The organism is Streptomyces sp. NPDC016851, assembly GCF_055562795.1.
The window spans coordinates 428,318-454,104 of the sequence record NZ_JBVHEP010000004.1; the positions used below are offsets into that span (position 1 = coordinate 428,318).

The 25,787-nt window shown below is 72.3% G+C and carries 27 protein-coding genes; 16 read left to right on the forward strand and 11 right to left on the reverse strand.

The genetic code is table 11. From position 1 onward, the window contains the following. The first annotated feature begins 103 nt into the window (after window positions 1-103). Genes ACZ3I3_RS09725 through ACZ3I3_RS09740 form a run of 4 tightly spaced genes read left to right on the forward strand, consistent with a single transcriptional unit; the run spans window position 104 to window position 4,298 of the window. Window positions 104-1,306, forward strand: coding sequence for an allantoate amidohydrolase (locus tag ACZ3I3_RS09725; RefSeq protein ID WP_467363919.1), 1,203 nt, complete (start codon window positions 104-106; stop codon window positions 1,304-1,306). After that, complete coding sequence (locus tag ACZ3I3_RS09730; RefSeq protein ID WP_467363920.1) at window positions 1,297-2,649, forward strand: formimidoylglutamate deiminase; 1,353 nt, start codon at window positions 1,297-1,299, stop codon at window positions 2,647-2,649. The genes ACZ3I3_RS09725 and ACZ3I3_RS09730 overlap by 10 nt, the downstream gene beginning before the upstream one ends. Then, window positions 2,646-3,935 (forward strand): imidazolonepropionase, encoded by a 1,290-nt coding sequence (gene hutI, locus ACZ3I3_RS09735; RefSeq protein ID WP_467363922.1) that lies wholly within the window; start codon window positions 2,646-2,648, stop codon window positions 3,933-3,935. Before ACZ3I3_RS09730 ends, hutI begins: the two co-directional genes overlap by 4 nt. Window positions 3,936-3,944: 9 nt before the next feature. After that, on the forward strand, window positions 3,945-4,298 hold the full coding sequence (locus ACZ3I3_RS09740) for a hypothetical protein (RefSeq protein WP_467363924.1): 354 nt from the start codon (window positions 3,945-3,947) through the stop codon (window positions 4,296-4,298). Between the two features lie 152 nt (window positions 4,299-4,450). Here ACZ3I3_RS09740 and ACZ3I3_RS09745 read toward each other — a convergent pair whose 3' ends face one another. Next, complete coding sequence (locus ACZ3I3_RS09745) at window positions 4,451-5,365, reverse strand: RNA polymerase sigma factor SigF (protein WP_467364012.1); 915 nt, start codon at window positions 5,363-5,365, stop codon at window positions 4,451-4,453. 249 nt (window positions 5,366-5,614) lie between these two features. Between ACZ3I3_RS09745 and ACZ3I3_RS09750 the strand changes: the two genes are divergently transcribed. The 4 genes from ACZ3I3_RS09750 (at window position 5,615) to ACZ3I3_RS09765 (ending at window position 9,218) form a co-directional block, all read left to right on the forward strand. Further along, window positions 5,615-5,992, forward strand: coding sequence for an STAS domain-containing protein (locus tag ACZ3I3_RS09750; RefSeq protein WP_392038955.1), 378 nt, complete (start codon window positions 5,615-5,617; stop codon window positions 5,990-5,992). Window positions 5,993-6,235: 243 nt separating this feature from the next. Then, window positions 6,236-6,790: an ATP-binding protein gene (locus ACZ3I3_RS09755; protein ID WP_467363926.1), complete on the forward strand. Its 555-nt coding sequence runs from the start codon at window positions 6,236-6,238 to the stop codon at window positions 6,788-6,790. A 645-nt stretch (window positions 6,791-7,435) separates the two neighbouring features. Continuing rightward, window positions 7,436-8,161 (forward strand): LPXTG cell wall anchor domain-containing protein, encoded by a 726-nt coding sequence (locus tag ACZ3I3_RS09760; RefSeq protein WP_467363927.1) that lies wholly within the window; start codon window positions 7,436-7,438, stop codon window positions 8,159-8,161. Between the two features lie 40 nt (window positions 8,162-8,201). Further along, complete coding sequence (locus tag ACZ3I3_RS09765) at window positions 8,202-9,218, forward strand: hypothetical protein (RefSeq protein WP_467364013.1); 1,017 nt, start codon at window positions 8,202-8,204, stop codon at window positions 9,216-9,218. A 59-nt stretch (window positions 9,219-9,277) separates the two neighbouring features. Here the strand turns inward: ACZ3I3_RS09765 and ACZ3I3_RS09770 are convergent, their stop codons facing one another. Then, a complete protein-coding gene (locus tag ACZ3I3_RS09770) occupies window positions 9,278-10,816 on the reverse strand; it encodes a peptide MFS transporter (protein ID WP_467363928.1) in 1,539 nt (512 codons plus the stop codon). Window positions 10,817-11,344: 528 nt separating this feature from the next. Here ACZ3I3_RS09770 and ACZ3I3_RS09775 point away from each other — a divergent pair. Next, window positions 11,345-12,022, forward strand: coding sequence for a response regulator transcription factor (locus ACZ3I3_RS09775; protein ID WP_010034575.1), 678 nt, complete (start codon window positions 11,345-11,347; stop codon window positions 12,020-12,022). A 38-nt stretch (window positions 12,023-12,060) separates the two neighbouring features. Beyond that, window positions 12,061-13,338: an ATP-binding protein gene (locus ACZ3I3_RS09780; protein WP_467363929.1), complete on the forward strand. Its 1,278-nt coding sequence runs from the start codon at window positions 12,061-12,063 to the stop codon at window positions 13,336-13,338. Window positions 13,339-13,364: 26 nt separating this feature from the next. Here the strand turns inward: ACZ3I3_RS09780 and ACZ3I3_RS09785 are convergent, their stop codons facing one another. After that, window positions 13,365-13,871: a GtrA family protein gene (locus ACZ3I3_RS09785; protein ID WP_467363931.1), complete on the reverse strand. Its 507-nt coding sequence runs from the start codon at window positions 13,869-13,871 to the stop codon at window positions 13,365-13,367. Window positions 13,872-14,033: 162 nt separating this feature from the next. On the opposite strand from ACZ3I3_RS09785, the gene ACZ3I3_RS09790 reads away from it, so the two are divergent. From ACZ3I3_RS09790 to ACZ3I3_RS09800, 3 genes are read left to right on the forward strand one after another with little or no spacing between them, the layout of a single operon-like run. After that, window positions 14,034-15,173: a 5-(carboxyamino)imidazole ribonucleotide synthase gene (locus ACZ3I3_RS09790; protein WP_467363932.1), complete on the forward strand. Its 1,140-nt coding sequence runs from the start codon at window positions 14,034-14,036 to the stop codon at window positions 15,171-15,173. Window positions 15,174-15,193: 20 nt separating this feature from the next. After that, on the forward strand, window positions 15,194-15,697 hold the full coding sequence (purE, locus tag ACZ3I3_RS09795) for a 5-(carboxyamino)imidazole ribonucleotide mutase (protein ID WP_020274205.1): 504 nt from the start codon (window positions 15,194-15,196) through the stop codon (window positions 15,695-15,697). A gap of 5 nt (window positions 15,698-15,702) precedes the next feature. Next, complete coding sequence (locus ACZ3I3_RS09800) at window positions 15,703-16,890, forward strand: dipeptidase (protein ID WP_467363934.1); 1,188 nt, start codon at window positions 15,703-15,705, stop codon at window positions 16,888-16,890. Here ACZ3I3_RS09800 and ACZ3I3_RS09805 read toward each other — a convergent pair. Next, window positions 16,830-17,972 (reverse strand): alkene reductase, encoded by a 1,143-nt coding sequence (locus ACZ3I3_RS09805; RefSeq protein WP_467363935.1) that lies wholly within the window; start codon window positions 17,970-17,972, stop codon window positions 16,830-16,832. The two genes, ACZ3I3_RS09800 and ACZ3I3_RS09805, sit on opposite strands and share 61 nt — an antisense overlap. Before the next feature lie 53 nt (window positions 17,973-18,025). Between ACZ3I3_RS09805 and ACZ3I3_RS09810 the strand changes: the two genes are divergently transcribed. Both ACZ3I3_RS09810 and ACZ3I3_RS09815 read left to right on the forward strand, forming a co-directional pair. Continuing rightward, entirely contained in the window at window positions 18,026-18,385 is a 360-nt protein-coding gene (locus ACZ3I3_RS09810) for a MerR family transcriptional regulator (RefSeq protein WP_467363936.1), read from the forward strand. Window positions 18,386-18,498: 113 nt separating this feature from the next. Next, window positions 18,499-19,650 carry a dipeptidase gene (locus ACZ3I3_RS09815; protein WP_467363938.1) on the forward strand — a complete coding sequence of 384 codons (1,152 nt, stop codon included), beginning with the start codon at window positions 18,499-18,501 and terminating at the stop codon, window positions 19,648-19,650. A 12-nt stretch (window positions 19,651-19,662) separates the two neighbouring features. Here ACZ3I3_RS09815 and ACZ3I3_RS09820 read toward each other — a convergent pair whose 3' ends face one another. Continuing rightward, window positions 19,663-20,058: a VOC family protein gene (locus ACZ3I3_RS09820; protein WP_467363939.1), complete on the reverse strand. Its 396-nt coding sequence runs from the start codon at window positions 20,056-20,058 to the stop codon at window positions 19,663-19,665. Between the two features lie 14 nt (window positions 20,059-20,072). Then, window positions 20,073-20,444 (reverse strand): VOC family protein, encoded by a 372-nt coding sequence (locus ACZ3I3_RS09825; RefSeq protein WP_020274492.1) that lies wholly within the window; start codon window positions 20,442-20,444, stop codon window positions 20,073-20,075. A gap of 129 nt (window positions 20,445-20,573) precedes the next feature. On the opposite strand from ACZ3I3_RS09825, the gene ACZ3I3_RS09830 reads away from it, so the two are divergent. Continuing rightward, on the forward strand, window positions 20,574-21,077 hold the full coding sequence (locus tag ACZ3I3_RS09830) for a CGNR zinc finger domain-containing protein (protein WP_467363941.1): 504 nt from the start codon (window positions 20,574-20,576) through the stop codon (window positions 21,075-21,077). A 12-nt stretch (window positions 21,078-21,089) separates the two neighbouring features. Here the strand turns inward: ACZ3I3_RS09830 and ACZ3I3_RS09835 are convergent, their stop codons facing one another. From ACZ3I3_RS09835 to ACZ3I3_RS09855, 5 genes are all read right to left on the reverse strand, one after another. Further along, window positions 21,090-21,824 (reverse strand): cupredoxin domain-containing protein, encoded by a 735-nt coding sequence (locus ACZ3I3_RS09835; RefSeq protein ID WP_467363943.1) that lies wholly within the window; start codon window positions 21,822-21,824, stop codon window positions 21,090-21,092. Next, window positions 21,821-22,318 carry a hypothetical protein gene (locus tag ACZ3I3_RS09840; RefSeq protein WP_467363945.1) on the reverse strand — a complete coding sequence of 166 codons (498 nt, stop codon included), beginning with the start codon at window positions 22,316-22,318 and terminating at the stop codon, window positions 21,821-21,823. Before ACZ3I3_RS09840 ends, ACZ3I3_RS09835 begins: the two co-directional genes overlap by 4 nt. Before the next feature lie 109 nt (window positions 22,319-22,427). Then, window positions 22,428-23,426, reverse strand: a complete 999-nt coding sequence (locus tag ACZ3I3_RS09845; RefSeq protein WP_467363947.1) for a cupredoxin domain-containing protein — start codon at window positions 23,424-23,426, stop codon at window positions 22,428-22,430. A 25-nt stretch (window positions 23,427-23,451) separates the two neighbouring features. After that, window positions 23,452-24,792, reverse strand: a complete 1,341-nt coding sequence (locus ACZ3I3_RS09850) for a copper resistance CopC/CopD family protein (RefSeq protein ID WP_467363949.1) — start codon at window positions 24,790-24,792, stop codon at window positions 23,452-23,454. Then, entirely contained in the window at window positions 24,789-25,409 is a 621-nt protein-coding gene (locus ACZ3I3_RS09855) for a hypothetical protein (protein ID WP_467363951.1), read from the reverse strand. Before ACZ3I3_RS09855 ends, ACZ3I3_RS09850 begins: the two co-directional genes overlap by 4 nt. Window positions 25,410-25,787: the final 378 nt, after the last annotated feature.

The window sequence follows — 25,787 nt, forward strand, 5'->3', positions numbered from 1 at the left end:
ATCGTCGCCGCCCGCGGGTTCGGCTGTGCCCACCCGTTCCGCCCCACGGAACGACTGCCCACAGCCCGTACCGCCTGGCCCTCACGGCTCCTCCTTCCACCAGATGTGGCGCGACCTGCTCCCCATCGGCCGCCACCCCGCATCCAACGGCTACCGCCGCTTCGCCTGGACCGGTGTCGACGGTGACTGCCGGGCCTGGTTCGAAACCCAGGCGCAGTCGCGCGGCCTCGTCCACGAGGTCGACCGGAACGGAAACCAGTGGGCCTGGCTCGGTGACCCCGCCGCCGGGGACGCCGTCGTCACCGGGTCGCATCTGGACTCCGTGCCGGACGGCGGCGCCTTCGACGGCCCCCTCGGAGTCGTGTCCGCCTTCGCCGCACTGGACGAACTGCGCGCCCGGGGCGTGCGGTTCGCCCGCCCCCTCGGCATCGTGAACTTCGGTGACGAGGAGGGCGCCCGGTTCGGGCTCGCCTGTGTCGGGTCCCGGCTCACCGCCGGCGAGCTCACCCGCGAACAGGCGCACCGGCTCACCGACGGCGAGGGCGTGACCCTGCCCCGGGCCATGGAGGCCGCCGGATACGACCCGGAGGCCATCGGGCCCGACCCCGAGCGGCTCGCCCGCATCGGTGCCTTCGTCGAACTGCACGTCGAGCAGGGCCGGGCCCTCGACCTGTCCGGCGACCGGGTCGGCATCGCCAGCGCGATCTGGCCGCACGGCCGGTGGCGGTTCGACTTCCGGGGCGAGGCCAACCATGCCGGCACCACCCGGCTCGCCGACCGGCGCGACCCCATGCTGTCCTACGCCGAGACGGTCCTCGCCGCCCGCCGCGAGGCCGAACTCGCCGGTGCCGTCGCCACCTTCGGCAAGATCGCCGTCGAGCCGAACGGCGTCAACGCCATCCCCTCCCTGGTGCGCGGCTGGCTCGACTCGCGCGCCGCCGACCAGGACAGCCTGGACGCCGTGGTCGCCGGTGTCGAGAAGGCGGCCGGGGAGTACGCCGCCGCCCACGGTGTCGATCTCGCCGTCGTGCGCGAGTCGTTCACGCCCGTCGTCGAGTTCGACCACGCCCTGCGCGACGAACTCGGCCGCATCCTCGGCAAGGACACCGGCCTCACCGTCCCCGTCCTGGGCACCGGCGCCGGACACGACGCCGGGATCCTGTCCGGGAGCATCCCGACCGCCATGCTGTTCGTGCGCAACCCCACCGGCGTCTCCCACTCACCGGCCGAGTCCGCCACCGAGGACGACTGCGTCGCCGGGGTACTCGCACTCGCCGACGTACTGGAAGGACTGGCGTGCAGGTGACCTCAGCAGCCCCGCGCACGTACTGGCTGGAGCACGCCTGGCTCGGCACGCACGTCGAGCCGGGCGTGGCCCTGGACGTCCGGGACGGCCGCATCGCCGCCGTCCGCCCGGGCACCCCCGCCCCGCCGCCGGGCGCCGAGGTCCTGCGCGGCCTCACGGTCCCCGGCCTCGCCAACGCCCACAGCCACGCCTTCCACCGCGCCCTGCGCGGCACCGTCCAGGTCGGCTCCGGCACCTTCTGGACCTGGCGCGAGGTCATGTACGCCACGGCCGCCCGGCTCACCCCGGACAGCTACCACGCCCTCGCCCGCGCCGTGTACGCCGAGATGGCCCTGGCCGGGATCACGGCGGTCGGGGAGTTCCACTACGTCCACCACGCCCCCGGCGGCACCCCCTACGCCGACCCCAACGCGATGGGCGAGGCCCTGATCGCGGCCGCCGCCGAAGCCGGGATCCGCATCACCCTCCTCGACACCGCCTACCTCTCCTCCGGCTTCGGACAGCCGCCCACCACCCCTCAGCTCCGCTTCTCCGACGGCACGGCGGACGCCTGGGCCGAACGCTGTTCAGTTCTCAAGGAACGAGATCACGCGCGGATCGGAGCGGCGATCCACTCCGTACGGGCCGTGCCCGCCGACCAGCTGGCGACCGTCGCCCGGTGGGCCGAGGAGCGGCGGGCCCCGATCCATGTGCACCTGTCGGAACAGACGGCCGAGAACGACGCCTGCCGGGAAGCCCACGGCCGCACCCCCACCCGGCTGCTCGCCGACCACGGCGTGCTCGGCCCGCGCACCACCGGCGTCCACAACACGCACCTCACCGACGAGGACATCGCCCTGCTCGGAGGTTCCGGCACCGGCACCTGCATGTGTCCCACCACCGAGCGGGACCTCGCCGACGGCATCGGGCCCGCCGTCGCCCTGCAGCAGGCGGGCTCGCCGCTCTCCCTCGGCTCCGACAGCCACGCCGTGATCGACCTGCTCGAAGAGGCGCGGGCCATGGAGCTGAACGAGCGCCTGCGCACCCGTACCCGAGGCCACTGGACGGCGGCGGCCCTTCTGCGGGCCGCCTCGGCGGACGGGCACGCGGCCCTCGGCTGGCAGGACGCGGGAGCCCTGGAGACCGGCGCGCTCGCCGACTTCACGACGATCGCGCTCGACTCGGTCAGGACGGCAGGGCCGCTTCCGCGGCTCGGGGCCGAGACGGCCGTATTCGCCGCGTCGGCGGCAGATGTGTCGCATACGGTCGTGGCAGGCCGGCACGTCGTACGGGACGGGGTCCACTCGCTCGTACCGGATGTGCCGCGAGCCCTCGCGGACGCCGTCGAAGCCCTGCGCGGATGACCCCGGACCGCTCCTGCGAGCGGCCGGCCCCCGCACCCGAACCCACCGCCGACCAGGCCACCAAGGACGCCATGAGCAACGCGACGACCGTCAGCCCCGCCCACTCCGCGAGCACCGCAAGCACGCTCATCACCAACATCGCCGCCCTGGTCACCAACGACCCCTCTCTCGGTGACAATTCCCCCCTCGGACTGGTCCAGGACGCGGCCGTCGTCATCGAAGGCGACCGCATCGCGTGGACCGGTGATCAAAGCAAAGCACCCGCCACTGACAATCGGGTCGACGCCGGCGGCCGCGCGGTCCTCCCCGGCTTCGTCGACTCCCACTCCCACCTCGTCTTCGCGGGCGACCGGACGCAGGAGTTCAACGCCCGGATGTCGGGGCGGCAGTACAGCGCGGGCGGCATCCGCACGACCGTCGCGGCCACCCGCGCCGCGACGGACGAGGAACTGGAAGCCAACGTCACCCGTTACCTCGCCGAGGCCCTCCGCCAGGGCACGACCACCTTCGAGACGAAGTCCGGCTACGGCCTGACGGTCCGGGACGAGGCGCGGGCCCTGCGCGTCGCCGCCCGCCACACCGACGAGGTCACCTACCTCGGCGCCCACATCGTCGCCCCCGAGTTCGCCGACGACCCGGCGGCCTACGTCGACCTCGTCACCGGCGAGATGCTCGACGCCTGCGCCCCGCACGCCCGCTGGATCGACGTCTTCTGCGAGCAGGGCGCCTTCGACGGCGACCAGGCCCGCGCGATCCTCGCCGCCGGCAAGGCGCGCGGCCTGCACCCCCGTATCCACGCCAACCAGCTCTCCTACGGCCCCGGCGTGCGACTGGCGGTCGAACTCGACGCGGCCAGCGCCGACCACTGCACCCATCTGACGGACGAGGACGTCGACGCGCTGGCGAACAGCCGCACGGTCGCCACCCTCCTGCCCGGCGCCGAGTTCTCCACCCGCGCCGAGTGGCCGGATGCCCGCCGCCTCCTCGACGCCGGCGTCACCGTGGCCCTGTCCACGGACTGCAACCCGGGCTCGTCGTTCACCTCGTCCGTCCCGTTCTGCATCGCGCTCGCCGTACGGGACATGGGCATGACCCCGGACGAGGCCGTCTGGTCGGCCACGGCGGGCGGTGCCGCGGCCCTCCGGCGCACCGACGTCGGCCGCCTCACCCCGGGCGCGTACGCCGACCTGACGCTTCTCGACGCCCCGAGCCACGTCCACCTGGCCTACCGGCCCGGGGTCCCGCTGGTCACCGGAGTCTGGCGGCGCGGCGAGCGGGTGCTCTAGAGAGACCGGATGAAGACAAGCACCGAACACTCACGGCTCCGGCTGATCCTCCCCCTGGCCGTCAACGTCGTCCTGGGGATCCCAGCCGTGGTTCCGGCGTTCCTGCTGTGGTACTTCGCGTCGAACTGGTTCCTTGCCGACGCGGGCTGGACCGAGCGCGAGCCCACCGAGAACGACGGCATGCTGCCCTGGTTCATGGTCGCCACACCGATCCTCACCCTGTTCGGGCTCGTCTGGTGGCTGGCCAACCGTCCTCTCCGGCGCAGGACGGCGCTGTCACCCCACGCTTACTGGCTACTGAGCGCTGCGGCCACCGCACTGCCCACGCTCACCCTCATCATCATCGGCTCGGGACGGAACTGAGGACGTGGCGACAACGCATCACGGGTGAGGCCCGCGAGGTCCACGACAGACGCGCCCGGGGGCGGACCGAACGGTCCGCCCCCGAAGTACAGCGTCACCGGGCACAGCGTCGTGCAGTGCGGACCCCTCGTCGGAGGGCCGCTTCGCGAAGGTCACTCCTCGACGGTCAGCCCCTTGCGCAGCCGTACCAGCGTGCGCGACAGCAGCCGCGAGACGTGCATCTGGGAGATGCCCAGTTCCTCGCCGATCTCCGACTGGGTCATGCCCGCGACGAAGCGCAGCGACAGGATCTTCCGGTCGCGCGGCGGAAGTTCGGCGATCAGCGGCTTCAACGACTCGACGTACTCGATGCCTTCGAGCCCGTGGTCCTCGTAGCCGATGCGGTCCGCGAGCGCGCCCTCGGAGTCGTCCTCCTCCGGCTGCGCGTCCAGCGAGGAGGCGGTGTAGGCGTTCGACGCGGCCATGCCCTCGACGACCTCGTCGTTGGAGATGCCGAGGCGCTCGGCCAGTTCGGTCACCGTCGGGGCGCGGTCCAGCTTCTGGGCCAGCTCGTCACCGGCCTTGGCCAGGTCGAGCCGCAGCTCCTGGAGCCGCCGCGGAACGCGCACGGACCACGAGGTGTCGCGGAAGAAGCGCTTGATCTCGCCGACGATGGTCGGCATCGCGAACGTGGGGAACTCGACACCCCGGGACAGCTCGAAGCGGTCGATCGCCTTGATCAGGCCGATGGTGCCGACCTGGATGATGTCCTCCATCGGCTCGCTGCGGGAGCGGAACCGGGAGGCGGCGAACTTGACCAGCGCGAGGTTCAGTTCGACGAGCGTGTTGCGGACGTACGAGTACTCGTGGGTGCCTTCCTCCAGCGTCTCCAGGCGCTCGAAGAGGGTCTTGGACAGGGCCCGTGCGTCGACCGCGTCGACTTCCTCGTATGGGGGGATGTCCGGAAGTCCGGCGAGAAGGTCGTCCTGTGTGACGAGCATCTCAACCTGCTCGATGGGATCCAGATGTTCCGGAGGGGGTGTCGACGTCGCTTTCTGGGTACGCGATGCGTCGAGCCGGGGTGACATGGTGTCCTCCATCGTTCTCGGCATATGGCTGCCGGAGCCAGTACGTGCACTGCGGTGTGCGGCGCCTCCAAAGCCGGCCGTGTCGGTTACGTGTCCTACTAGGCCTACCCGCTTCCCCGAGCACACCGCAAGTGCGTTCTGTGGGCATATGTCCGTTTGTGTGCGGTTGTTCGGGTGTCGAAGCGTGGAGGGAAGGCGTAGTGTTCGTGGGCGTCAGCAGCAGTCACGACGTCGGGAGAGAGAGACGGCATGGACCGCGGGACAGTCGGCAGCGCACAGTCTGGCCGGCTTCTGGTGGAGGTGCGGGAAGAGGGCTCTAATGCCGTCGTGACCCCGGCGGGTGAGTTGGATCACCACACCGCCGATCTGTTGCGTGAGCCACTCGACGACTGCCTCGCCAAGGGATTCAAGCGCCTGGTCATCGACTGCGCGCGGCTGGAGTTCTGCGACTCCACGGGGCTCAACGTGCTCCTGGGTGCCCGCCTGAAGGCCGAGGCCGCGGGCGGTGGCGTGACGCTCGCCGGGATGCAGCCGGTGGTGGCACGCGTGTTCGAGATCACTGGCGCGGACGCGGTCTTCAGCGTCCATGACACGCTTGAGGCGGCCCTGGCCGACGAGTCGGGCTGAGCCGCGGTGTGTCGGCGCGCCGAACCTCGGCCATCCCCCTGTGACCGATGTCCTGGCCCCGTCGCGCCTTTCGCGCCGAATACGGGGGTGTTCCCCCGAGCCGCCCGGGCAGGAGACATCCTGAAACGGTCGGCCGCCAGGGCGGCGGGGGCGCCGCGAAACCGTCGTGCCGCGCACTGCGTGACTGACTGTGTAGTGGATTTTTTGAATCGTGAACTGGTGAATCGGTGAGGTGAAGCGCTGATGAGCACCACCCGGCCCTACTCGCCGGGCGACCGCGGGCCGGAGCCCAGCGGCGCTTCCGGGGCGTCCGGAGGTGGCGTACCCGTGGGCGGTGCGTCCGGCGAGGGCGTGGCCGCGCCGTCCGGAGCCGCGGCACCGCCGGGGGGCCGGCAGGTGCGTCGGCTGAGCTTCGACGGTGCCAGCGGTGTCGTCCCGCTCGCCCGCGACTTCGCCCGCCAGGCGCTGTACGCGTGGGGCTGGCTGCCGGCCGCCTCTGCGGACCAGCGTGCCGCCGCCGAGGACGTCCTGCTCGTCGTCTCCGAGCTGGTCACCAATGCCTGTCTGCACGCCGAGGGGCCGGACCAGCTGTGGATCACCTGCGACAACAAGGTGATCCGCATCGAGGTCGCCGACCGGGGCACGGGTCAGCCGTCGCCCCGCACCCCGCACCGGGCCGGCCGCCCCGGCGGTCACGGCATGTTCATCGTCCAGCGGCTGTGCCTGGACTGGGGCGTCGTCCGCACGCCGGGAGTCGCCGGCAAGACGGTGTGGGCCGAACTGGGAGCTCCTGCCTGATCCGGAGCCGCCTCGGCTGATCCGGGGCGCCGCGAGCACGCCGCCTGTCCGCTTCGACTGTCCCTGGGTGCCCGTGTGGGGGCGAGCTCGGGCTGTTTCCCGGGCGCCCGCCCGGATGGCTGATCGACCGCGGTGCGGGCTCCGCGGATTCCGTAGGTGATCGACCGGGCGCGAAGCAGACCGTCCGGGAGCCCGTCTTCCGTGGTCGCGTCCAGCGCCTCGATGATCCCCTCGACCCTGAAGGCGCTCGGCTGTCCGGGTGACCCCGACGGGTGCGCGCTCCGGGCCCTCCGCGTGCGGCCGTTCGAGTGAAGGGCCGAGCGGGCAGTCCGCCGGTGGCTGCACGCCGCCCGGCCGCACGACTGCCCCGCTGGACGGCTGCCCCGCTGTACGCCTGCCCGGCCGCACGCCTGCCCGGCCGCACGACTGCCCCGCTGGACGCCTGCCCGGCCGCTCGCCCGCCCCCACCCCCACCGAACCTCCACCCCCACCGAACCTCCGCCGCACATCCCCCCGACCGCCACGCCCCGCACTCCGGATCGCCACAGATCCGGCGCGCACTGTGTCTTCCTTCCTCAAGGCCCCGGGCGTACCTTGACGGCCCGATCTGATGCGCCGTCAGAAAACAGGAAGGGGAGCGGCTCCGTGTCGTACCGGAATCGAACCGCCGCGCTCGCGTCCGCCGCGGCCCTGGCCGGCTCGGCGGTGTTGATCGCCGCCCCCACGGCCCGGGCCGAGGTCGTCGACGTCAACTACCAGTGCAAGACGCCGATCGGCGACAAGAGCGCCGTCTCGCCCATCGACATCAAGGGTGTCGAGAGCGGCAGCGGCTACCGGATCACCATGTCCTGGCAGAAGGGCGTCTCCTCCAGCCCGGTCGAACTGGGCAAGGGCGCGATGACGCCGAGCGCCACCATCGCCCTGGGCGGCGCGGACAGCGGCACCCTGACGGTGACCGGCCCCGCCAACGACGCCGCGATCCCCGCCAACACGCCGATCAAGATCAACGACCTGAGCGGCACGTACACGCCGAAGAAGAGCGGCGAGGTCACCTTCACGGCCGGCGTGCTCACCATCAAGGCGCTCGGCACGACGACCACGTGCACGCCGACGAACGACCCGGGCCCGTCCCTGACCCTCGACGTCACGGCCGCGAGCGGCGGCGGCGCCACCGGCTCCACCCAGGGCGGCGGCTCCGGCCCGGGATCCGGCTCCGGCCCGGGATCCGGCTCCGGTGACGAGCTCCCGCAGACCGGTCCGGAGGACTCGGCCGTCGCCCTCGGCACCCTCGGCGGAACCGTCCTGCTCGCCGGCGCGGCGGGCACCCTGTGGCTGACACGACGTCACCAGACAGCACGAGCACGCCGCTGAGCGCCCGCCCGCACGACCGCTGGAGCCGCCGATGCAGCCGATGCCGTACGTCGCCCGTGTCCCGTACCTGTCACCGCGTCTCCTGCTCTCCCTCCTGCCGCCCCTCCTGCTGGTGCTCCCGCTGTGCCTGGCGGGCGCCGGGCCCGCCGGGGCGGCGGACCGGCCGGTCGTCGAACTGTCCAGGGCCCAGGCCGGGACGGGCGGCTCGGTCACCGTCACCGGCAGCGGCTGGCGTCCGCGTGCCCTGCTGACGCTGCTGGTCTGCGGGCAGGCCGAGCCGTCCCGGGGTGTGACCGGCGGCACCAACTCCTGCGCCAACGCCGACGGCCGGGCCGTCACCACCGACGCCGAAGGGCGCTTCCGCCGCGAACTGCCCGTCGTGGAGCCGCCCGTGCCGTGCCCCTGCGTGGTGCACGTGGCGACGGTGACGGGGGCGGGGGCCGAGGCCGACGCGGTCCTCCGGGTCGCCGGGCACGCGGTCGAGCCACTGCCCGCCGACCGGGCCGGCGGGCGGCTGTCCCTGCTCGCGGACACCCGGCTGCGGGGCTCCGACGGGCTGCTGACCTGGTTCGGCTCCCCGCCCGCCCGGACACTCGTGGTCACCGTCGGGAACGTCGGGACGTCCCCCGTGAAGGACCCCGTCTTCCAGGTCGGCACCTCCCACGGCGTGTTCGCCCCGCAGTGGCAGGACCAGCGCTGGCGCGGCACGATCCGGCCCGGCGGCAAGGCGCGCATCGAACTCCCCGTACAGCTCGCCGCCGGGGCGCACGGCGACTACACCGTGTCCCTGAAGTACGGCGGCAAGGTCCTCACCGAACACCCCTGGGGCGTGGGCCGCCCCTGGGGCGTGACCCTCTTCTGGGTCCTCGTCTGCCTGGTCGTCCCGGCGGCGCTGTTCCGCGCCGGCCTGGCCGTCGTGGACCACGCCCGCCCCCGCCACGCCGTGCACGCGGCCCGCCCGCCCCGTCGCCGTCTGCGCCTGCCCGTCACCCGCCGGCCCCCGGCCCTGCCGTGGGTCTCCCCGGACGCCGAACCGCCGAGCTCCACGAGGACATGAGAAGGGCCGCCGCACCTCGAAGGTGCGGCGGCCCGTTCGTCAGGGTCCGGTGGGACGGGTCAGTGGACGTCGCCCATCAGCGCCTTGACCTTCCTGCGGTACATGTACACCGCGCCACCCGCCAGGGCGGCGAGGACCGCCTCCGCCGCGACCGCGCCCGTGCCGCTCAGGTCGACGCCCCCGACGGCCGGGTTGGAGAGCAGACCCGTCACCGAGTCGCCCGCCGTGACCGCGAGGAACCAGACGCCCATCATCTGGCTGGCGTACTTGGCCGGGGCCATCTTCGTCGTCACCGACAGGCCGACCGGCGAGAGGCACAGCTCACCGACGGTCTGGATCAGGTAGATGCCCACCAGCCACATCGGGCTGACCAGCGTGTCACCGCCGGCCATGCCCAGCGGCAGCAGGAAGAAGAAGAACGAGACACCGATGAAGAACAGCGCCGCGGCGAACTTGGCGACCGTGCTCGGCTCCTTGCCCTTGCGGTTCAGCCACAGCCAGAACCAGGCGAAGACCGGGGCCAGGGCCATGATGAACACCGGGTTCAGCGACTGGTACCAGGACGACGGGAAGTCGAAGCCGAGCAGCGAGCCGGAGGCCTTCGTCTCACCGAACGCCTGGACCGTGGAACCGCCCTGGTCGTAGATCATCCAGAAGGCGGCGGCCGCGACGAAGAACCAGATGTAGCCGGTCATCTTCGACTGCTCGACGTCGCTGAGCTCCTTGTCCCGCTTGATGCGGATCAGCACACCCGCCGGAATGACCAGGCCGATCACCGTGAGCGGGATCATCGCCCAGTTGAGGGTGAAGTGGCCGGTCAGGCCGACGACGCCGTAGAAGACCGCCGCGACGGCCAGCCAGAGCAGGCCCTTGCGCAGCCAGGACGCGCGCTCCTCGGCCGCCAGCGGCTTGGGCACGACGCTGCTCTGCGGGCTGAGGTTCCGGGTGCCGAAGAGGAAGGCCACGAGGCCGATGCCCATGCCGACCGCGGCCAGGCCGAAGCCGAGGTGCCAGCTCACCTGCTGGCCGACCGTGCCGATGATCAGCGGCGCGAAGAAGGCACCCATGTTGATGCCCATGTAGAAGATCGTGAAGCCGCCGTCACGGCGCGGGTCCTCCGGGCCGTCGTAGAGGTGGCCGACCATGGTGGAGATGTTGGCCTTGAGCAGGCCGGAGCCCAGCGCCACCAGGGCCAGACCCACGAAGAAGGGCGCCTGGCCGCCGGGCAGGGCCAGCACCAGGTGACCGGCCATGATCGTGACGGCCGCGATCGCCACGGTCTTGCGCGGGCCCCAGACCCGGTCACCGAGCCAGCCGCCGGGCATGGCGAGCAGGTACACCATCGACAGGTACACCGAGTAGATCGCCGTGGTGGTGGCGAGGTCCATCCCGAGACCGCCGCCCATGCTGCCCTCCTTGGCGTCGGGCCCGCCGGAGAGCAGGTACACGACGAGCAGGGCCCGCATGCCGTAGAAGCTGAACCGCTCCCACATCTCGGTCATGAACAGAGTGGCCAGTCCGCGGGGGTGGCCGAAGAAGGTCTTCTCGGAGCCGGGGATGCCCGGGCGGGCCGAGTCCTTCGTCAGGCTGGACGCCATGGTCGTTCCTTGCTGGTCGGGACGCGCTCCGCAGCAGCGGTGGGTGCGCCCGGGGGGAGCTGCCGGCACCGGTTCGTACGGCCGTCCGCCCGACGCCTACGGGGGTCCGCTCCGGGTCACGGAGCGGTGGGCGGTCGCCACCGGGATCCACGCCTCTACGCGCGTATCCGCACGACGAGGCCCGGCCACAGGTCGTTTCGGTCCGGGGGGCCGGCGAGCCGGTCCGCGCACAGACCCACACACAAAAGAGACCTCCAGGGGCAAACAGCCTCCGAAGGTCGCCGTGGTGCTACAGGCGTTGATTCACCATACGGCAGGACACCGCCGTATATGGAAGGACTTGAGACACGGATCACAGGTGTCGGGGGAACCGCAAGACCTATTTCCATGGTCCTTACCAGGATCGCACCCCACAGGCAGAGGTCAGTGCGCCTACCCGCGGTTCGTAAGAAACGGGTGTGCTGCGGGTAAGAATCAAGGCTTCCGGTCACACCCCAGCTCAGGGGCTTGCGGGACTACCATCACCTCATGACCCGTGTACTGCTCGCCGAGGACGACGCGTCCATCTCGGAGCCCCTCGCCCGTGCTCTGCGCCGGGAGGGCTACGAGGTCGAGGTGCGTGAGGACGGACCCACCGCGCTCGACGCCGGAATGCAGGGTGGCGTCGACCTGGTCGTGCTCGACCTGGGTCTGCCCGGCATGGACGGTCTGGAGGTGGCCCGCCGCCTGCGGGGCGAAGGTCACAGCATCCCGATCCTCATCCTGACCGCGCGCGCCGACGAGGTGGACACCGTCGTCGGGCTCGACGCGGGCGCCGACGACTACGTCACCAAGCCGTTCCGGCTGGCCGAGCTGCTCGCCCGCGTCCGCGCCCTGCTGCGCCGCGGCGCCGCCGAGCCGCAGCAGCCGCCCGCCACCCACGGCGTGCGGATCGACGTCGAGTCGCACCGCGCCTGGATGGGCGAGGAGGAGCTCCAGCTCACCGCCAAGGAGTTCGACCTGCTGCGGGTGCTGGTGCGCGACGCGGGCCGGGTCGTCACCCGCGACCAGCTGATGCGCGAGGTCTGGGACACCACCTGGTGGTCGTCGACCAAGACCCTCGACATGCACATCTCCTGGCTGCGCAAGAAGCTCGGCGACGACGCGGCCAACCCCCGGTACATCGCCACGGTGCGCGGCGTGGGCTTCCGTTTCGAGAAGAGCTGAGCCGCGGGGCAGGCACGGGTAGGCACGGGTAACAGGACATGCGCCGCCGACTGATCCAGTCCACGCTCGCCGTGGTCCTCGTCGTGATCGCCGTCTTCGGCGTCTCCCTCGTCATCGTCGAGACCAGGACGATCAGCAACAGCGCCCAGGAGCGGGTGGAGTCCGAGGCGGTCCGGCTGGCCAGCATCGTCGACAGCCGGCTCTTCGGCGCGCAGCAGGTCGACGCGGAGGTACTGCGCGACCAGATCACGCAGAACCGCTACTACGCGGTGATCCGGATCCCCGGGGAAGCGCCCATCGAGGTCGGCACCAAGCCGACCGGTGACGTCATCAGCGCCAGCGCGCCCGGCGAGGAGGGCGAGACGGTCACCGTCCAGGAGCCGCGCTCCTCGGTGACCCGCGAGGTCGGCCGCACCCTGCTGATCATCGCCTTGGTCGCACTGCTCGCCGTGGTGGCCGCGGTGCTGCTGGCCGTCCGCCAGGCGAACCGGCTGGCGTCGCCGCTGACCGACCTCGCGGAGACGGCCGAGCGGCTCGGCTCGGGCGATCCGCGCCCGCGCCACAAGCGGTACGGCGTGCCCGAGCTGGACCGGGTCGCGGACGTGCTGGACGGCTCGGCCGAGCGCATCGCGCGCATGCTCACCGCCGAGCGGCGGCTGGCCGCGGACGCCTCCCACCAGCTGCGGACGCCGCTCACCGCCCTGTCCATGCGGCTGGAGGAGATCACCCTCACCGACGACCCGGACACGGTGAAGGAAGAGGCGACGATCGCGCTGGCCCAGGTCGAGCGGCTCACGGACGTCGTCGAGCGGCTGCTGACGAACTCCCGCGACCCGCGCACCGGCTCCGCCGTCACCTTCGACCTCGACGAGGTCATCCAGCAGCAGCTCGCCGAGTGGCGCCCCGCCTACCGCAGCGCGGGCCGGGCGATCGTCAGCTCCGGCAAGCGGCACCTGGAGGCCGTCGGCACACCGGGAGCGGTCGCGCAGGTGCTGGCCGCGCTGATCGAGAACTCCCTGATGCACGGCGGCGGCACGGTGGCGCTGCGCACCCGCGTCACCGGCAACCAGGCCGTCATCGAGGTCACGGACGAGGGCCCCGGGGTCCCCGCCGACCTCGGCGCCCGGATCTTCGAGCGGGCCATCAGCGGGCGCAACTCCACGGGCATCGGCCTGGCCGTGGCCCGCGACCTGGCGGAAGCGGACGGCGGCCGCCTGGAGATGCTCCAGACCAAGCCCCCGGTGTTCGCCCTGTTCCTGTCCCGCACGCCCGTCGGGAAGTCAAAGGGCGGCCAGGACGCGCCGATGATCCGCTGACGCGTCTCGCGACGGCTCGCGACGGCTTACGGCACCCGCTGCTTGGCCCGCGACCGCCTGGCCCGCTCGCCCTTCAGGAGCGATTCCGCGTCCGCCACCGCCTCACGGGCCGGGAGGGCGCGGAACACCCAGCTGCGGTACGACCAGAAGCGGAACAGCGTGGCGACGCCGATGCCGAGGAACTTGAAGATGTTGTTCTGCAGCGGGGTGTCCCAGCCGAAGCCGTACGTGGCCGCGTACAGGATGCCGTTCTCGATGACCAGGCCGATCGCGCTGAACAGCAGGAACAGGCTCATTTCCCGCGTACGGCGGCTCTTGTCGCGGTCGCGGTAGGTGAAGTAGCGGAAGCCGACGTAGTTGAAGACGATCGCGACGACGGTCGCGATGACGCTCGCGCGCACCACCTGGAGGTCGGTGACGTGCCGCACCAGGTTGAACACGAGGAGGTTGACGAGCACCCCGGCACCGCCCACCGCGCCGAACTTGGCGACTTCGTGGACGAGCCGTCGGAGCCGCGAGGCACCATGTCCCATGGTCGTGCAGGCCCCCGTCCGTGGTCGGCGTCAACCCAGCCATGCTAACCACCCTTCAGCGCGATCTTCCTGCGGGCGGCGGTGGACCGCCGGAGATGGTCCGGGCGGGGCCGGGGTGGGACAGGAAACCGGCCACCTTGGCGCGGCCGATACCCTGGGGGCGTGACGTTCCCGGTAGTCGGCATGGTCGGCGGGGGCCAGCTCGCTCGTATGACACACGAGGCAGGCATCCCGCTCGGCATCAGGTTCAAGCTCCTCAGTGACACCCCGCAGGACTCAGCTGCGCAGGTCGTGAGCGATGTCGTCGTCGGCGACTATCGCGACCTGGAGACGCTGCGTGCCTTCGCACGCGGGTGCGATGTGATCACCTTCGATCACGAACACGTACCCACCGAGCACCTCAGGGCCCTGGAGGCGGACGGCATCCCCGTGCGCCCCGGCCCCGACGCGCTCGTGCACGCCCAGGACAAGGGCGTGATGCGCGCGAAGCTCGACGCGATCGGCGTGCCCTGCCCCAGACACAGAATCGTTTCCGATCCGCAGGACGTGGCGGCCTTCGCCGCGGAGGGTGACGGATTCCCCGTCGTCCTGAAGACCGTCCGCGGCGGTTACGACGGCAAGGGCGTGTGGGTCGTCGACTCCGTCGAGGAGGCCGCCGACCCGTTCAAGGCCGGTGTCCCCGTGCTCGCCGAGGAGAAGGTCGACTTCGTCCGCGAGCTCGCCGCCAACGTGGTGCGCTCCCCGCACGGGCAGGCCGTCGCCTACCCGGTCGTGGAGTCCCGCCAGGTCAACGGCGTCTGCGACACGGTGATCGCGCCAGCCCCCGGCCTCGACGAGGGCCTCGCCCTGCGGGCGGAGGAGATGGCGCTGAACATCGCCAAGGAGCTCGGCGTCGTCGGGCACCTCGCCGTCGAGCTGTTCCAGACCCGCGACGGCCGCATCCTCGTCAACGAACTGGCGATGCGCCCGCACAACTCCGGCCACTGGTCGATGGACGGCGCCGTCACCAGCCAGTTCGCCAACCACGTCCGGGCGGTCCTGGACCTGCCCCTCGGCGACCCGCGCCCCCGCGCGACGTGGACGGTCATGGTCAACGTCCTCGGCGGCGACTACCCGGACATGTACTCCGCGTACCTGCACTGCATGGCACGCGACCCCCAGCTCAAGATCCACATGTACGGCAAGGACGTGAAGCCCGGCCGCAAGGTCGGTCACGTCAACACCTACGGCGACGACCTGGACGACGTGCTGGAGCGCGCCCGTCACGCAGCCGGTTACCTGAGAGGCACGATCACCGAATGAGCCCTGTTGTCGGCATCGTCATGGGGTCGGACAGCGACTGGCCCGTCATGGAGGCGGCCGCCAAGGCCCTCGACGAGTTCGAGATCGCCTACGAGGTGGACGTCGTCTCCGCGCACCGCATGCCGCGCGAGATGGTCGCCTACGGCGAGCAGGCCGACGAGCGCGGGCTCAAGGTGATCATCGCCGGGGCCGGCGGCGCCGCCCACCTGCCCGGCATGCTCGCCTCCGTCACCCCGCTGCCCGTCATCGGCGTGCCCGTGCCGCTGAAGTACCTCGACGGTATGGACAGCCTGCTGTCGATCGTGCAGATGCCGGCCGGCGTCCCGGTCGCCACGGTCTCCGTCGCCGGTGCGCGCAACGCCGGCCTGCTCGCGGCCCGCATCCTCGCCGCGCACGACGACGAACTCCGCGCCCGCATGCGCGACTTCCAGCAGGAGCTCAACGACCAGGCCACCGAGAAGGGCAAGCGCCTGCGCTCCAAGGTCGAGGGCTCGGGCGGCTTCGGCTTCGGCGCGGGGAAGTGACGACGATGACCTCCGCGGAGGCGGTCCGGGAACTCCTGAGCGAGTTCCCGGTCGTCGACGGGCACAACGACCTGCCCTGGGCGCTGCGCGAGCAGGTCCGCTACGACCTCGACGCCCGCGATGTCGCCGCCGACCAGAGCGCCCACCTGCACACCGACATCCCGCGGCTGCGCGCGGGCGGCGTCGGTGCGCAGTACTGGTCGGTGTACGTCCGCACGGACCTGCCCGACCCGGTCGCGGCCACGCTCGAACAGATCGACTGCGTACGGCAGTTGATCGACCGCCACCCGGAGGACCTGCGGCCCGCGCTGACGGCCGCCGACATGGAGGCCGCGCGCCTGGAGGGCCGGATCGCCTCCCTCATGGGTGCGGAGGGCGGGCACTCCATCGCCAACTCCCTGGGCACCCTGCGGGGTCTGTACGGGCTGGGCGTGCGCTATCTCACCCTCACCCACAACGACAACGTGGACTGGGCGGACTCCGCGACCGACGAGCCGCGGTCCGGCGGCCTCACCGCGTTCGGCCGGGAGGTCGTGCGGGAGATGAACCGGCTGGGCATGCTCGTCGACCTCTCGCACGTGGCGGCGACGACCATGCGCGACGCGCTCGACACGAGCTCCGCCCCGGTGATCTTCTCCCACTCCTCGGCGCGGGCCGTGTGCGACCACCCGCGCAACATCCCGGACGACGTCCTGGAGCGGCTGCCCGCCAACGGCGGCGTCGCGATGGTGACGTTCGTGCCGAAGTTCGTGCTCCAGGCCGCCGTCGACTGGACGGCCGAGGCCGACGAGAACATGCGCGCCCACGGCTTCCACCACCTCGACACCACCGCGCAGGCCATGAAGGTCCACCGCGCCTTCGAGGAGCGGCACCCGCGCCCGGTCGCCACGGTGTCCACGGTCGCCGACCACCTGGACCACATGCGCGAGGCGGCCGGCATCGACCACCTCGGCATCGGCGGCGACTACGACGGCACGGCCTTCACCCCCGACGGCCTGCACGACGTCTCCGGCTACCCGAACCTGATCGCGGAACTCATGGACCGCGGCTGGTCCAAGGCCGACCTGGCGAAGCTGACCTGGAAGAACGCGGTCCGGGTGCTGGACGCGGCGGAGGACGTGGCCCGGGGGCTTCAGGCGACGCGGTCGCCGTCCAACAAGACGATCGAGTCGCTCGACTCGCTCGACGGCTGAGCGTCGAGGGCGGGGTAGTCGGTGTAGCCGGTCGCCCCGCCCACGTACATGAAGTACCGGTCGCGCATCTCGTTCAGGGGCGCCCCGAGCCGCAGCCGGGTCACCAGATCCGGGTTGGCGAGGAAGGGCCGGCCGAGCGCGATGAGGTCGGCACCGGCGGCCAGCAGGTCCTCGGACGCCCGGAGCACACCCTCGGTGGAGATCTCCTTCAGCACCGGGTTGGCGACGATCACCCCGGGCCAGGCGGCGCGCACCTTGCGGAACACCGGCGTGTCCGGGTCGGCGTACCCCAGGTGCAGATAGGCGAGCCCCAGCTCGCCGAGCCGCTCGGCGAGCGCCGGGTAGATCTCCTCCGTCTCGCCCTCCTCGATGCCGTTGACGGTGTTGCCGGGGGAGACCCTCAGACCCACCCGCTCCGCGCCGATCTCGGCCGCCACGGCCTCGGTCACCTCGGCGGTGAACCGGATCCGGGCGGCGACCGGCCCGCCGTAGCCGTCGGTGCGGAGGTTGGTGTTGCGGGCGAGGAACTGGTGGAGCAGATGGCCGTTGGCGGAGTGCACCTCCACGCCCTGGAATCCGGCGTCGATCGCGTTCCGGGCGGCGCGTGCGAAGTCGGCGACGGTGGTGCGGATGTCCTCGGCGGTCATCTCCCGCGGCACCGGGGCCGGCCGGTGACCCTCCGGCGTGAAGATCGTCTCGGGGAGCGGGACGGGCGAGGGGGCGACCGGTGTCAGCCCGCTGGTCGCGGGGTGGCCGACCCGGCCGCCGTGCTGGAGCTGGAGGAACATCCGGCCGCCCGCGTCGCGCACGGCGTCCGTGACCTGCCGCCAGCCGGTCACGTGCGTCGGGCTGTGGACGGCGGTGATGTTCGGGTACGTCTGCCCGACCGCGTTCGGCGTCGCGGCCTCGGCGATGATCAGCCCGGCGGAGGCGCGCTGGGCGTAGTACGTGGCCATCAGCGGGGTCGGGGTGCCGTCGGCCTCGGCCCGGTTGCGGGTCAAGGGCGCCATCACCAGACGGTTGGGCAGGTCCAGCCCGGGGAGACGAGCCGGTTCGAAGAGTGCTGTCGTGTGCTGCGTCATGCCCGTACGCTAGAACCTGACACTGATGTCAGAATCAAGTCCGGGAGTGGGACGTGCGGATCGGTGAACTGGCCCGGCGCACCAATGTGAGCGAGCGGTCGCTGCGCTACTACGAGAAGCAGGGGATGCTCACCGCCGAGCGGACGCCCGGCGGGCACCGGGAGTATCCGGAGGCGGCCGTGGACCGGGTCATCCGGATCCAGGAGCTGTTCGCGGCGGGACTGTGCAGCGAGAAGATCGTCCAGCTGCTGCCGTGCATGCGGGACACGGACGGCGGGCCCTCGGTCCGCGCCACACCCAACCTGGTCGCCGAGCTCACCACCGAGCGCGCCCGCATCGACCGGATGATCGCCGATTTGGTCCGCTCCCGGGACACCCTCGACGAGGTGATCGAGGCGGCCCGGCTGTCCTGAGGGGGGCGCGGCGCGAGGGGCGGGACCGTACTCCGAACGCCCCGCCCACCAGGAACCCTTCAGCGCTCCGTGCGACGGTGACCGTACCTCACGAACGACCGTACGGAGCCGCCATGGCAGACCTCCAGGACGACCTGCGCCCCACCGCCGCGGCCGGTGAGTTCGACGACCTGTCCGAGCCGTACCCCGACGAGGCCGTCATGGCGGCGGACCCGGCGGACCCGGCGGAGCCCTATGAGCCCGTCTCCGACCCGGACGACGCGCCGATGACCCGGGCCCACGCCATCCTCGCCGCCCACCCCGTCGCCGACGGCTACAACGGACTGCCCTGGGCACTCAAGCGCCTGTCCTACTACGACCTGGAGGAGGGCGAGAGCACCGTCGGCACGGACGTGCCCCGCCTGCGCCGCGGGCATGTGGGCGCGCTGTTCTGGTCGCTGCACCTGCCCGAGGGCCTGGACGGCGACCGGGCCGTCGGCGCCACCCTGGAGCAGCTGGACCTGGCCAAGAGCATCGCCCGGAGCTGCGAGGAGGGACTGCGGCCGGCCTGTTCGGCGGGGCAGGTCGCGGACGCCCGCAACTGCGGCCGCGTCGCCGTGCTCCTCGGACCCGCCGGGGCCCCGGCCATGGGCGACTCGCTGGGCATCCTGCGCCAGCTGCACTTCCTCGGCCTGCGCGTCCTGACGCTGACCGGGGTCTCCTGGGCGAGCGACGCGGGGCTGACGCGGTTCGGCGAGGAGGTCGTGCGCGAGATGAACCGGGTCGGCGTGATCGCGGACCTCTCCGGAGCCTCCGCGCCGACCGTCCGCCGGGTGCTGAGCCTGTCCCGGGCGCCCGTGCTGTTCAGCCGCTCCGCCGCCCGGGCCCTTCGCCCGCACCCGGTCAACCTCCCCGACGACCTGCTGGCGGAGCTGGGCGCGGCCAAGGGACTGTGCCTGGTGCCGCTGACCGCCGAGCAGACCGGCCCGACCGTCCGCGACGTCGCCGACCACCTCGACCACATCCGCGGCGTGGCCGGGGCGCAGTGCGTCGGGCTGTCCGGCACCTACGACTCGGGCTCGGCCCACCCGCAAGAGCTCGGCGACACCTCCTGCTATCCGCGGCTGGTCGCCGAGCTGCTGCGACGCGGCTGGGACGAGGCGGACGTCGCCCTGCTGACCTGGGGCAACGTCCAGCGGATTCTGCGCGGCGCCGACTTCACCGCCCGCGCCGCCCAGCAGCGGCGCGAGCCGTCGACGGCGACCATCTCCGAGCTGGACGGGTGACCGGCGCGTGACTCAGGCCGTGTGCTCGATCCGGCACAGGCAGAACGGATGCCCCGCCGGGTCGGCGTACACCCGGAAGTCCTTCTTCTCGTAGTCCTCCCGGTCCAGCACCCGCGCCCCCAGCGCCAGCACCCGCTCCTCGGCCGCGTCGATCTCCTCCCAGGTCGACCCGCCGTCGAAGTCCAGGTGGAACTGCTGCGCGTTGCGATCGGCCCTGGGCCACTCCGGCGGGGTGTACCCGGGCGAGCGCTGGAAGGCGAGCCGCGGCCCGTCGGGGATCCGCAGCACCACCCAGTCGGGGTCGTCGTCCTCGGGCGTGCCGCCCCCGACCTGCGCGTAGAAACGGGCCAGCTCACGCGGGTCGGGGCAGTCGACGACGACGGAACGGAAACGTGCCACAGCAGGCATGGGGCCTCCCGGTGTCAGCAGGCGCAGAGGCAGAACGGGTGCCCGGCCGGATCGGCATAAACCCGGAACGTCCGCGTCCGGTCCTCGGCGTCCAGCGGCTTCGCGCCGAGCGCCAGCACGCCCTTCTCGGCCGCGTCCAGGTCCTCCACGACCAGGTCGAGATGGAACTGCTGCGAGCCGTCGGGCGACGGCCACTTCGGCGGTACGTACCCCGGGGACTCCTGGAACGCCAGCGCCGCTCCGCCCGGCACCTTCAGATCGACCCACTCGCCCGAGTCGTCGGCCTCCACCGTGGGAGTGCCGCCGAGCACCTCGGCGTAGAAACCGGCCAGTGCTCGCGGGTCGGGACAGTCCAGGACGACGACATCCAGCTTGGCGAGAGCCATGGCTTCCTCCTTGAAGCGGCTGTTACCCGTCAGCGTTACCTGCACATCGCGGGTAACCGGTAACCGTTACTCCATGCTGGCCCATTGGCGGTAACCTCGCAAGGGGAATCCGAGAGGTACGGTCCAGCCATGACGGAGAGATCGCCCGCCCCCGGCGGCCTGGCCCTGGTCGAGGCCCTGGTGAACACCCTGGACATCGAGTCGGGTGCCGACTCGCTGGACACGGCGGAGGGCCGGGCCCGTTTCGGGATCACGCGGGACGACGTCGAGGACGCCAAGGCACTGCGTGAGTCCCTGCGCGTGGTCCTGCTCGCCCACGCCGGCCACCCGCCGCACCGCGAGGTGACCCCGCTGGGCGACCTGCTGGCCGGGGCACCACTGCTGGTGTCGGTCGACCGTCGGGACGGCTCGGCGGCCCTCGCCCCGGCCGACGGGGGCCCGCTGCTCTCCCGTGTCGCGGCCGCCGTCGCCGAGGCGCTGGTCGCCGGCACCTGGAGCAGGCTCAAGGCCTGCGAGGCCACCGACTGCCTCTGGGCGTACTACGACCGCAGCCCGGCCGGCCGGGGCCGCTGGTGCTCGATGCAGGTCTGCGGCGCCCGGGCGAAGATGCGCCGCTACCGGGCGAAGGGCTGACCGCGCGAAGGCCTACGCCTCCTCCTCCCGGGACGTCCGGGATCCCTGGGGAGCCGACGCCCGGGAGCCGACCAGGAGCAGGCACAGCACCGCGACCCCGGCGACGATGCCGGTCAGCACGAGCAGCGGGTCGAGGGGACGGGTGGCAGACGCGGCCGTCTGGGTCTGCGGCTGCTGCGCGACCGGTGCGGCCGGGGACGGGGAGGCCTGCGGTGACTGGCCCGCGGCCGCCGAGGAGGCCGTGGACGCGGCGGAGGGCGGTGACGGGGACGGCCCGCGCGTCGTCGGCGGCCTGCTGCCCGGCGTGGTGCGGCTCGGCGCGGTCGCCCGATGTTCCGGCGAGGAGCCGGTGTGGTGCTCGTGCGCCGTCGGTGCCGCCGTCGTCGCCGGTGCCGCCGCGCGGACCGTGATCCCGGCCGTCATGTTCGGGTGGACGGTGCAGACGTAGCCGTACGACCCGGCCGCGGTGAACGTGAAGCTCCAGCTCTGCCCCTTGTCGAGCATCGGGGAGTGGATCGGGACGGGGCCCGAGGTGGTCTTCACGTCGTGCGGCGCCGTGTCCTGGTTGGTCCAGGTCACCGTCGACCCGGCCGGGACGCTCAGGCTCGCCGGCGAGAAGGCGTACCCCTTCATCGTCACGCTGTACGAGGCCGCCGACGCCTGCCCGGCCGGCAGCAGCGGCAGGGCGAGGAGCGTCAGGACGGCGGGCACGGCGGCACCCCGGGCCGCCCGCCGGGCCGCCCTCACGCGAACTCCGCCGCGACCAGCAGCCGCAGCCGGGTGGCCGGCCGGCGCCACGGCAGCCGGAACCCCGTGGCGCGGCGCAGCAGCCGGTACGGCAGCCGGGCGTGCCCCACGACCAGCAACCGGTCGTCGGCCCGCTCGACCACCCGCAGCCGCAGCAGGACGGGGAAGGACAAGCCGTCCAGGTCGAGGTCGCCGGTGAGCTGGAGACGGCCGTGGACCTCGTCCACCTGCTCCGAGGTGAGCGCGGCGGACAGCAGGCGGTCGTCGAACTCGTAGCGGAACGAAGGGTGTTCGGCGTCCGCCGGCACGGTGAGGGACGCCCCGCCGAGCGTGATGCGCCGGCGCAGCACCGGCAGCGGGCCGCACCAGGCGGTGAGTTCGGTGAGCGAGCGGCCGGGGGCCACGGTGTACCGGCCGGGCAGCGGCAGCCGGCTGCCGGCGCCGCCGCGCGACGGCGACGGGGGAGGGACGGTGGGGAGGGTGACGGTCGTCATCCCGGTCTCCTTGGAAGGCGGTTCCCGAAGCATGGTGAGGGTGTGGAGAATGGAGCGGGCGCCGCTCCGGCCGGCTGAGCCCCGGCCGGAGCGGCGTCCACCTGTCCCGTCAGCAGTTGTCGGTGAGGAAGTCCGTGGTGGGCGTGAGCATCTGCCCGGCCCAGACGGTGTGCATCTTCACGTAGCTGTCGGGGTCGAGCAGGTCCGTGACCTGCTGTCCGAGCGATTCCTCGAGATGTGCCTTGTTGACGTGGTTCAGCAGCGCGCTGAGGGTGTCGTCGAGCACCGTGCCGCCGCCTGCGACGGCGGGCTTGAGGATGCTCTCGACCCACACCGTGTGCATCTTGATGTACGAGTCGAGCGCGAGTGCGTCCTGCACCTGCTCGCCCGGGGACCGCTCCAGGTGTGCCACGTAGAGGTGCTGGAGGATCGGCAGCAGCACGTTCTGGACGCTGGTGCACTGCTCGGCATCACCGGTACCGCCACCGCCGGTACCGCCCGTGGGAGTCGGTGTGGGTGTCGGTGACGAGGGGGGAGTGGGCGTGGGGCCGGTCGTCGGCGGGGCCGTCGGCGTGGGAGTGGGCGTGGGGGTGGGTGTCGGTGCGCCGCCACCGCCGCCGGAGCCCTCGACGACCTTCACCGATGCCACCATGTCCGGGTGCACGGCGCAGTAGTACTCGTACGTCCCGGCCTTGCTGAAGGTGTACGACCAGGAATCGCCCTGCTCCAGCGTCCCCGAGTCGAACTTCACCGGGGCCTTGGTGGTGGTGACCGTGTGCGGCGCGCTGTCGTGGTTGGTCCACTGGACGGTCTCGCCGACCTCGACGACCAGCTGCTTCCCGTCGCCGAACTTGTTGCCCATGATGTCGACCTGGTGGTCGGCCTTGGCGGCGGCGGGCCGTGCCTCGGCGGCGGCCACGGGCGCCTGAGCCGCGCCCGTGACCTGCTCCGAGCCGGCCGGTGCGGAACCGGAGACGGCGCTCAGCAATCCGAGGCTGAGCACGGCGGCCAGCGCCGCACCGAGCCCGGCGACCAGCAGACCCCGGTTCCCGGCGGGTGGCCTGCGCCGCCCCTGACCGGTGTCGTCGCTCTCGTTGCTTCGTTTCACTTCTGCTCCTTGTGCTTGGGGGAGTTCAGCGGCCGGGGTCGGCCGTGACCAGCAGACTCGTCACGGCGAGCACGACGAGGACGAGCCCCGTCTCGGCCGCGACCGAGTAACCGAAGGGCCGCACGGTGGCGGCGTCGCCGCGCAGCAGCACGGCGAGATCGAGGCGGGTGCGCACCCACTGGCGGCTCGCGAACGCGGCGAGCAGGACGGCCCCGAGCACGCCCGTCTTCAGCAGGAGCAGCTGCCCGTACGAGGTGTGCAGCAGGGCGTCGTACGACCCCACCACCTGCCAGGCGAGGACCAGCCCGGCGCCGACGATCCCGGTGACACTCACCGCCGCGAGGCGTGAGTAACCCGGCACCACCTCCGCCAGCTCCCCCGCGCGCCGACGCGGCAGCACGGCCAGCGCGAGCACGGCCAGCCCGCCGATCCACAGTGAGGCGCCCAGCAGATGGACGAAGTCGGCGACGGCACCCCACGTGGGCTCGGGGCCCTCGGAGCTGTGCCCCGTCATACCGGTCGTCCGCAGCAGCCCGAACGTCACCGCGAGGGCGCCCACCCGCCAGCCCGGGGAGCGGGAGGTGGAGGCACCGCCCTGGAGCAGGGCGCCGAGCACCACGGCCGCCAGCACCCACAGCAGTGCGCGCGCGGCGAGCACGACCCCGGGCTCGGTGGCCAGCAGATCGGCGTACGTCGCCGGGCGCAGTGCGTCGCGCAGGCCGCCGAGTGTGCTGTAGGCGCCCTGGAGGCCGATGCTCGCGACGGTGGCCGGCAGCCCGACCGTCCAGGCGAGGACGAGCAGCGCCCGGGACCGCGGTTCGTCCGCGCCGCGCGGCCACAGCAGCACGACGAAGGCGAGGCCGCCGACGAACAGGGCGAGCGCGAGGTAGCCGGCCCAGCGGGCGGCGACGAGGGCCTTGCGCAGCGAGGGGGAGGGGGCGGGAGCGGAGGCGGAGGCGGCGGCCTCGTCGCCGCCGGTGCCGGCGGCCGCGGCGCCGATGGTGAGGGCGATCCGGCCGGAGGAAGCGTGCCCGTCCTCCGCGTCGACGACGGACCACATGACGGCGAGCTCACCGTGCGCCGGGGCGGCGAGCGCCACCCGCACGGCATCGGCCCCGCCGCCCGGCGCACGGGACACCGGCAGCCGGTCGCCGCTCATCGTCAGCACACGGACGTCGGCGAGGTCGACGGCCTCGTCGAAGGTGAGGGTGAGGTGGCCGGGGGCCTTCTTCAGCTCCGCCCCGTCCTTCGGGGCGGAGGAGACCAGCTCGGTGTGGGCGGAGGCGGTCTGGGGCGCACCGGCCAGGAGGTAGAGGAGCGGGGTGAGCAGGAGCAGCAGCAGGGCGCGGCGGACGGTGTGGGTCACGGGGTCGCCTCCGGCCCGGGGGACGCGATGCCGCCGAGGAGACTGCCGGCCGGGGCCAGGCCGACACAGGGGGAGGGCTGCGGAGCGGGTGTCCCGCCCGCGCCGTCGAGCAGCCCGAACACCGGCTCGGTGAGCCCGCCGAGGAGGGGTTGTACGAGGGTGACCTCGCCGTCCTCGCAGGTGTCGTCGCCGGCCGGGGCGGACCCCGACGGGTTGGGTGTGGGGGTGGGAGAGGGGGAGGGGGAGCCGGTGCCGGAGGGCGGGGCGGGCGTGTGGCCGGTGTGGCCGGACCCGTCCGAGCCGCCGGTGCCGTACCCGGCCCCCGCGCCGATTCCGCCGTAGCCGGGCAACGGGCCGCCGCCGACGGGGACTTGGCCCGCACCGGTGCCCGGGCCGGATACGCCGGGGCCGCCCGGCGCGGCCGGTGTGGGGGCGGCCGGCGCGGTGGCCGCGGGCGGTGCTGCGGGGGGAGGGGCGGTCTGCGTGCTGCCGGAGGCGGAGGGGGCACCGATGCCCGACGCGTAACCCAGCACGATGACCACGGCGCCGACGAGCGCGCCGGCCACCAACTCGTCGCGGTGATCCCGCGGCCACTCCGCCCGGGAGAACAAGGGCATGGGGCACTCCTGGCATGGTCAGGTCAAGCCAATGGAAGGTGTGGCGAATGACGACCAGTGGAGTGGAAGGGGGATTCCGCGCAACTACGCGTCTGTTAATCGATTGTTGCCTGACCCTCTCTGCCGGTGCGCCGGCCCGTGAGAACGGTCGATTCCGCGTACTGCTCGAATAGAATTCGAACTCATATTGATGATTTCGAGGGCGACGGCGTATGTCGAGGCCGCCAGAGGGCTGTCGCCCTTGGGGGGACTGCCCGAGCGCAGCCTGAAAACGCACCGGGAATCCCCGCGGATCCGCTCGGTCCTTCACCGATCCCGCGAGAATTCCCGGACCCGTCGCAAAGCCGTCAGGAATTCATGAAACCCAACCGAATTCCA

Bases quoted from the DNA above. Each gene is read 5' to 3' on its own strand.
- ACZ3I3_RS09755 (WP_467363926.1), top strand. From the start codon at position 6,236: ATGAGCACCACCCGGCCCTACTCGCCGGGCGACCGCGGGCCGGAGCCC.
- ACZ3I3_RS09805 (WP_467363935.1), bottom strand. From the start codon at position 17,972: ATGACGCAGCACACGACAGCACTCTTCGAACCGGCTCGTCTCCCCGGG.
- ACZ3I3_RS09825 (WP_020274492.1), bottom strand. From the start codon at position 20,444: ATGGCTCTCGCCAAGCTGGATGTCGTCGTCCTGGACTGTCCCGACCCG.
- ACZ3I3_RS09745 (WP_467364012.1), bottom strand. From the start codon at position 5,365: ATGTCACCCCGGCTCGACGCATCGCGTACCCAGAAAGCGACGTCGACA.
- ACZ3I3_RS09770 (WP_467363928.1), bottom strand. From the start codon at position 10,816: ATGGCGTCCAGCCTGACGAAGGACTCGGCCCGCCCGGGCATCCCCGGC.
- ACZ3I3_RS09840 (WP_467363945.1), bottom strand. From the start codon at position 22,318: ATGACGACCGTCACCCTCCCCACCGTCCCTCCCCCGTCGCCGTCGCGC.
- ACZ3I3_RS09780 (WP_467363929.1), top strand. From the start codon at position 12,061: ATGCGCCGCCGACTGATCCAGTCCACGCTCGCCGTGGTCCTCGTCGTG.
- ACZ3I3_RS09815 (WP_467363938.1), top strand. From the start codon at position 18,499: ATGGCAGACCTCCAGGACGACCTGCGCCCCACCGCCGCGGCCGGTGAG.
- ACZ3I3_RS09740 (WP_467363924.1), top strand. From the start codon at position 3,945: ATGAAGACAAGCACCGAACACTCACGGCTCCGGCTGATCCTCCCCCTG.
- ACZ3I3_RS09830 (WP_467363941.1), top strand. From the start codon at position 20,574: ATGACGGAGAGATCGCCCGCCCCCGGCGGCCTGGCCCTGGTCGAGGCC.
- ACZ3I3_RS09785 (WP_467363931.1), bottom strand. From the start codon at position 13,871: ATGGGACATGGTGCCTCGCGGCTCCGACGGCTCGTCCACGAAGTCGCC.
- ACZ3I3_RS09800 (WP_467363934.1), top strand. From the start codon at position 15,703: ATGACCTCCGCGGAGGCGGTCCGGGAACTCCTGAGCGAGTTCCCGGTC.
- ACZ3I3_RS09820 (WP_467363939.1), bottom strand. From the start codon at position 20,058: ATGCCTGCTGTGGCACGTTTCCGTTCCGTCGTCGTCGACTGCCCCGAC.
- purE (WP_020274205.1), top strand. From the start codon at position 15,194: ATGGGGTCGGACAGCGACTGGCCCGTCATGGAGGCGGCCGCCAAGGCC.
- ACZ3I3_RS09775 (WP_010034575.1), top strand. From the start codon at position 11,345: ATGACCCGTGTACTGCTCGCCGAGGACGACGCGTCCATCTCGGAGCCC.
- ACZ3I3_RS09750 (WP_392038955.1), top strand. From the start codon at position 5,615: ATGGACCGCGGGACAGTCGGCAGCGCACAGTCTGGCCGGCTTCTGGTG.
- ACZ3I3_RS09855 (WP_467363951.1), bottom strand. From the start codon at position 25,409: ATGCCCTTGTTCTCCCGGGCGGAGTGGCCGCGGGATCACCGCGACGAG.
- hutI (WP_467363922.1), top strand. From the start codon at position 2,646: ATGACCCCGGACCGCTCCTGCGAGCGGCCGGCCCCCGCACCCGAACCC.
- ACZ3I3_RS09765 (WP_467364013.1), top strand. From the start codon at position 8,202: ATGCCGTACGTCGCCCGTGTCCCGTACCTGTCACCGCGTCTCCTGCTC.
- ACZ3I3_RS09725 (WP_467363919.1), top strand. From the start codon at position 104: ATGTGGCGCGACCTGCTCCCCATCGGCCGCCACCCCGCATCCAACGGC.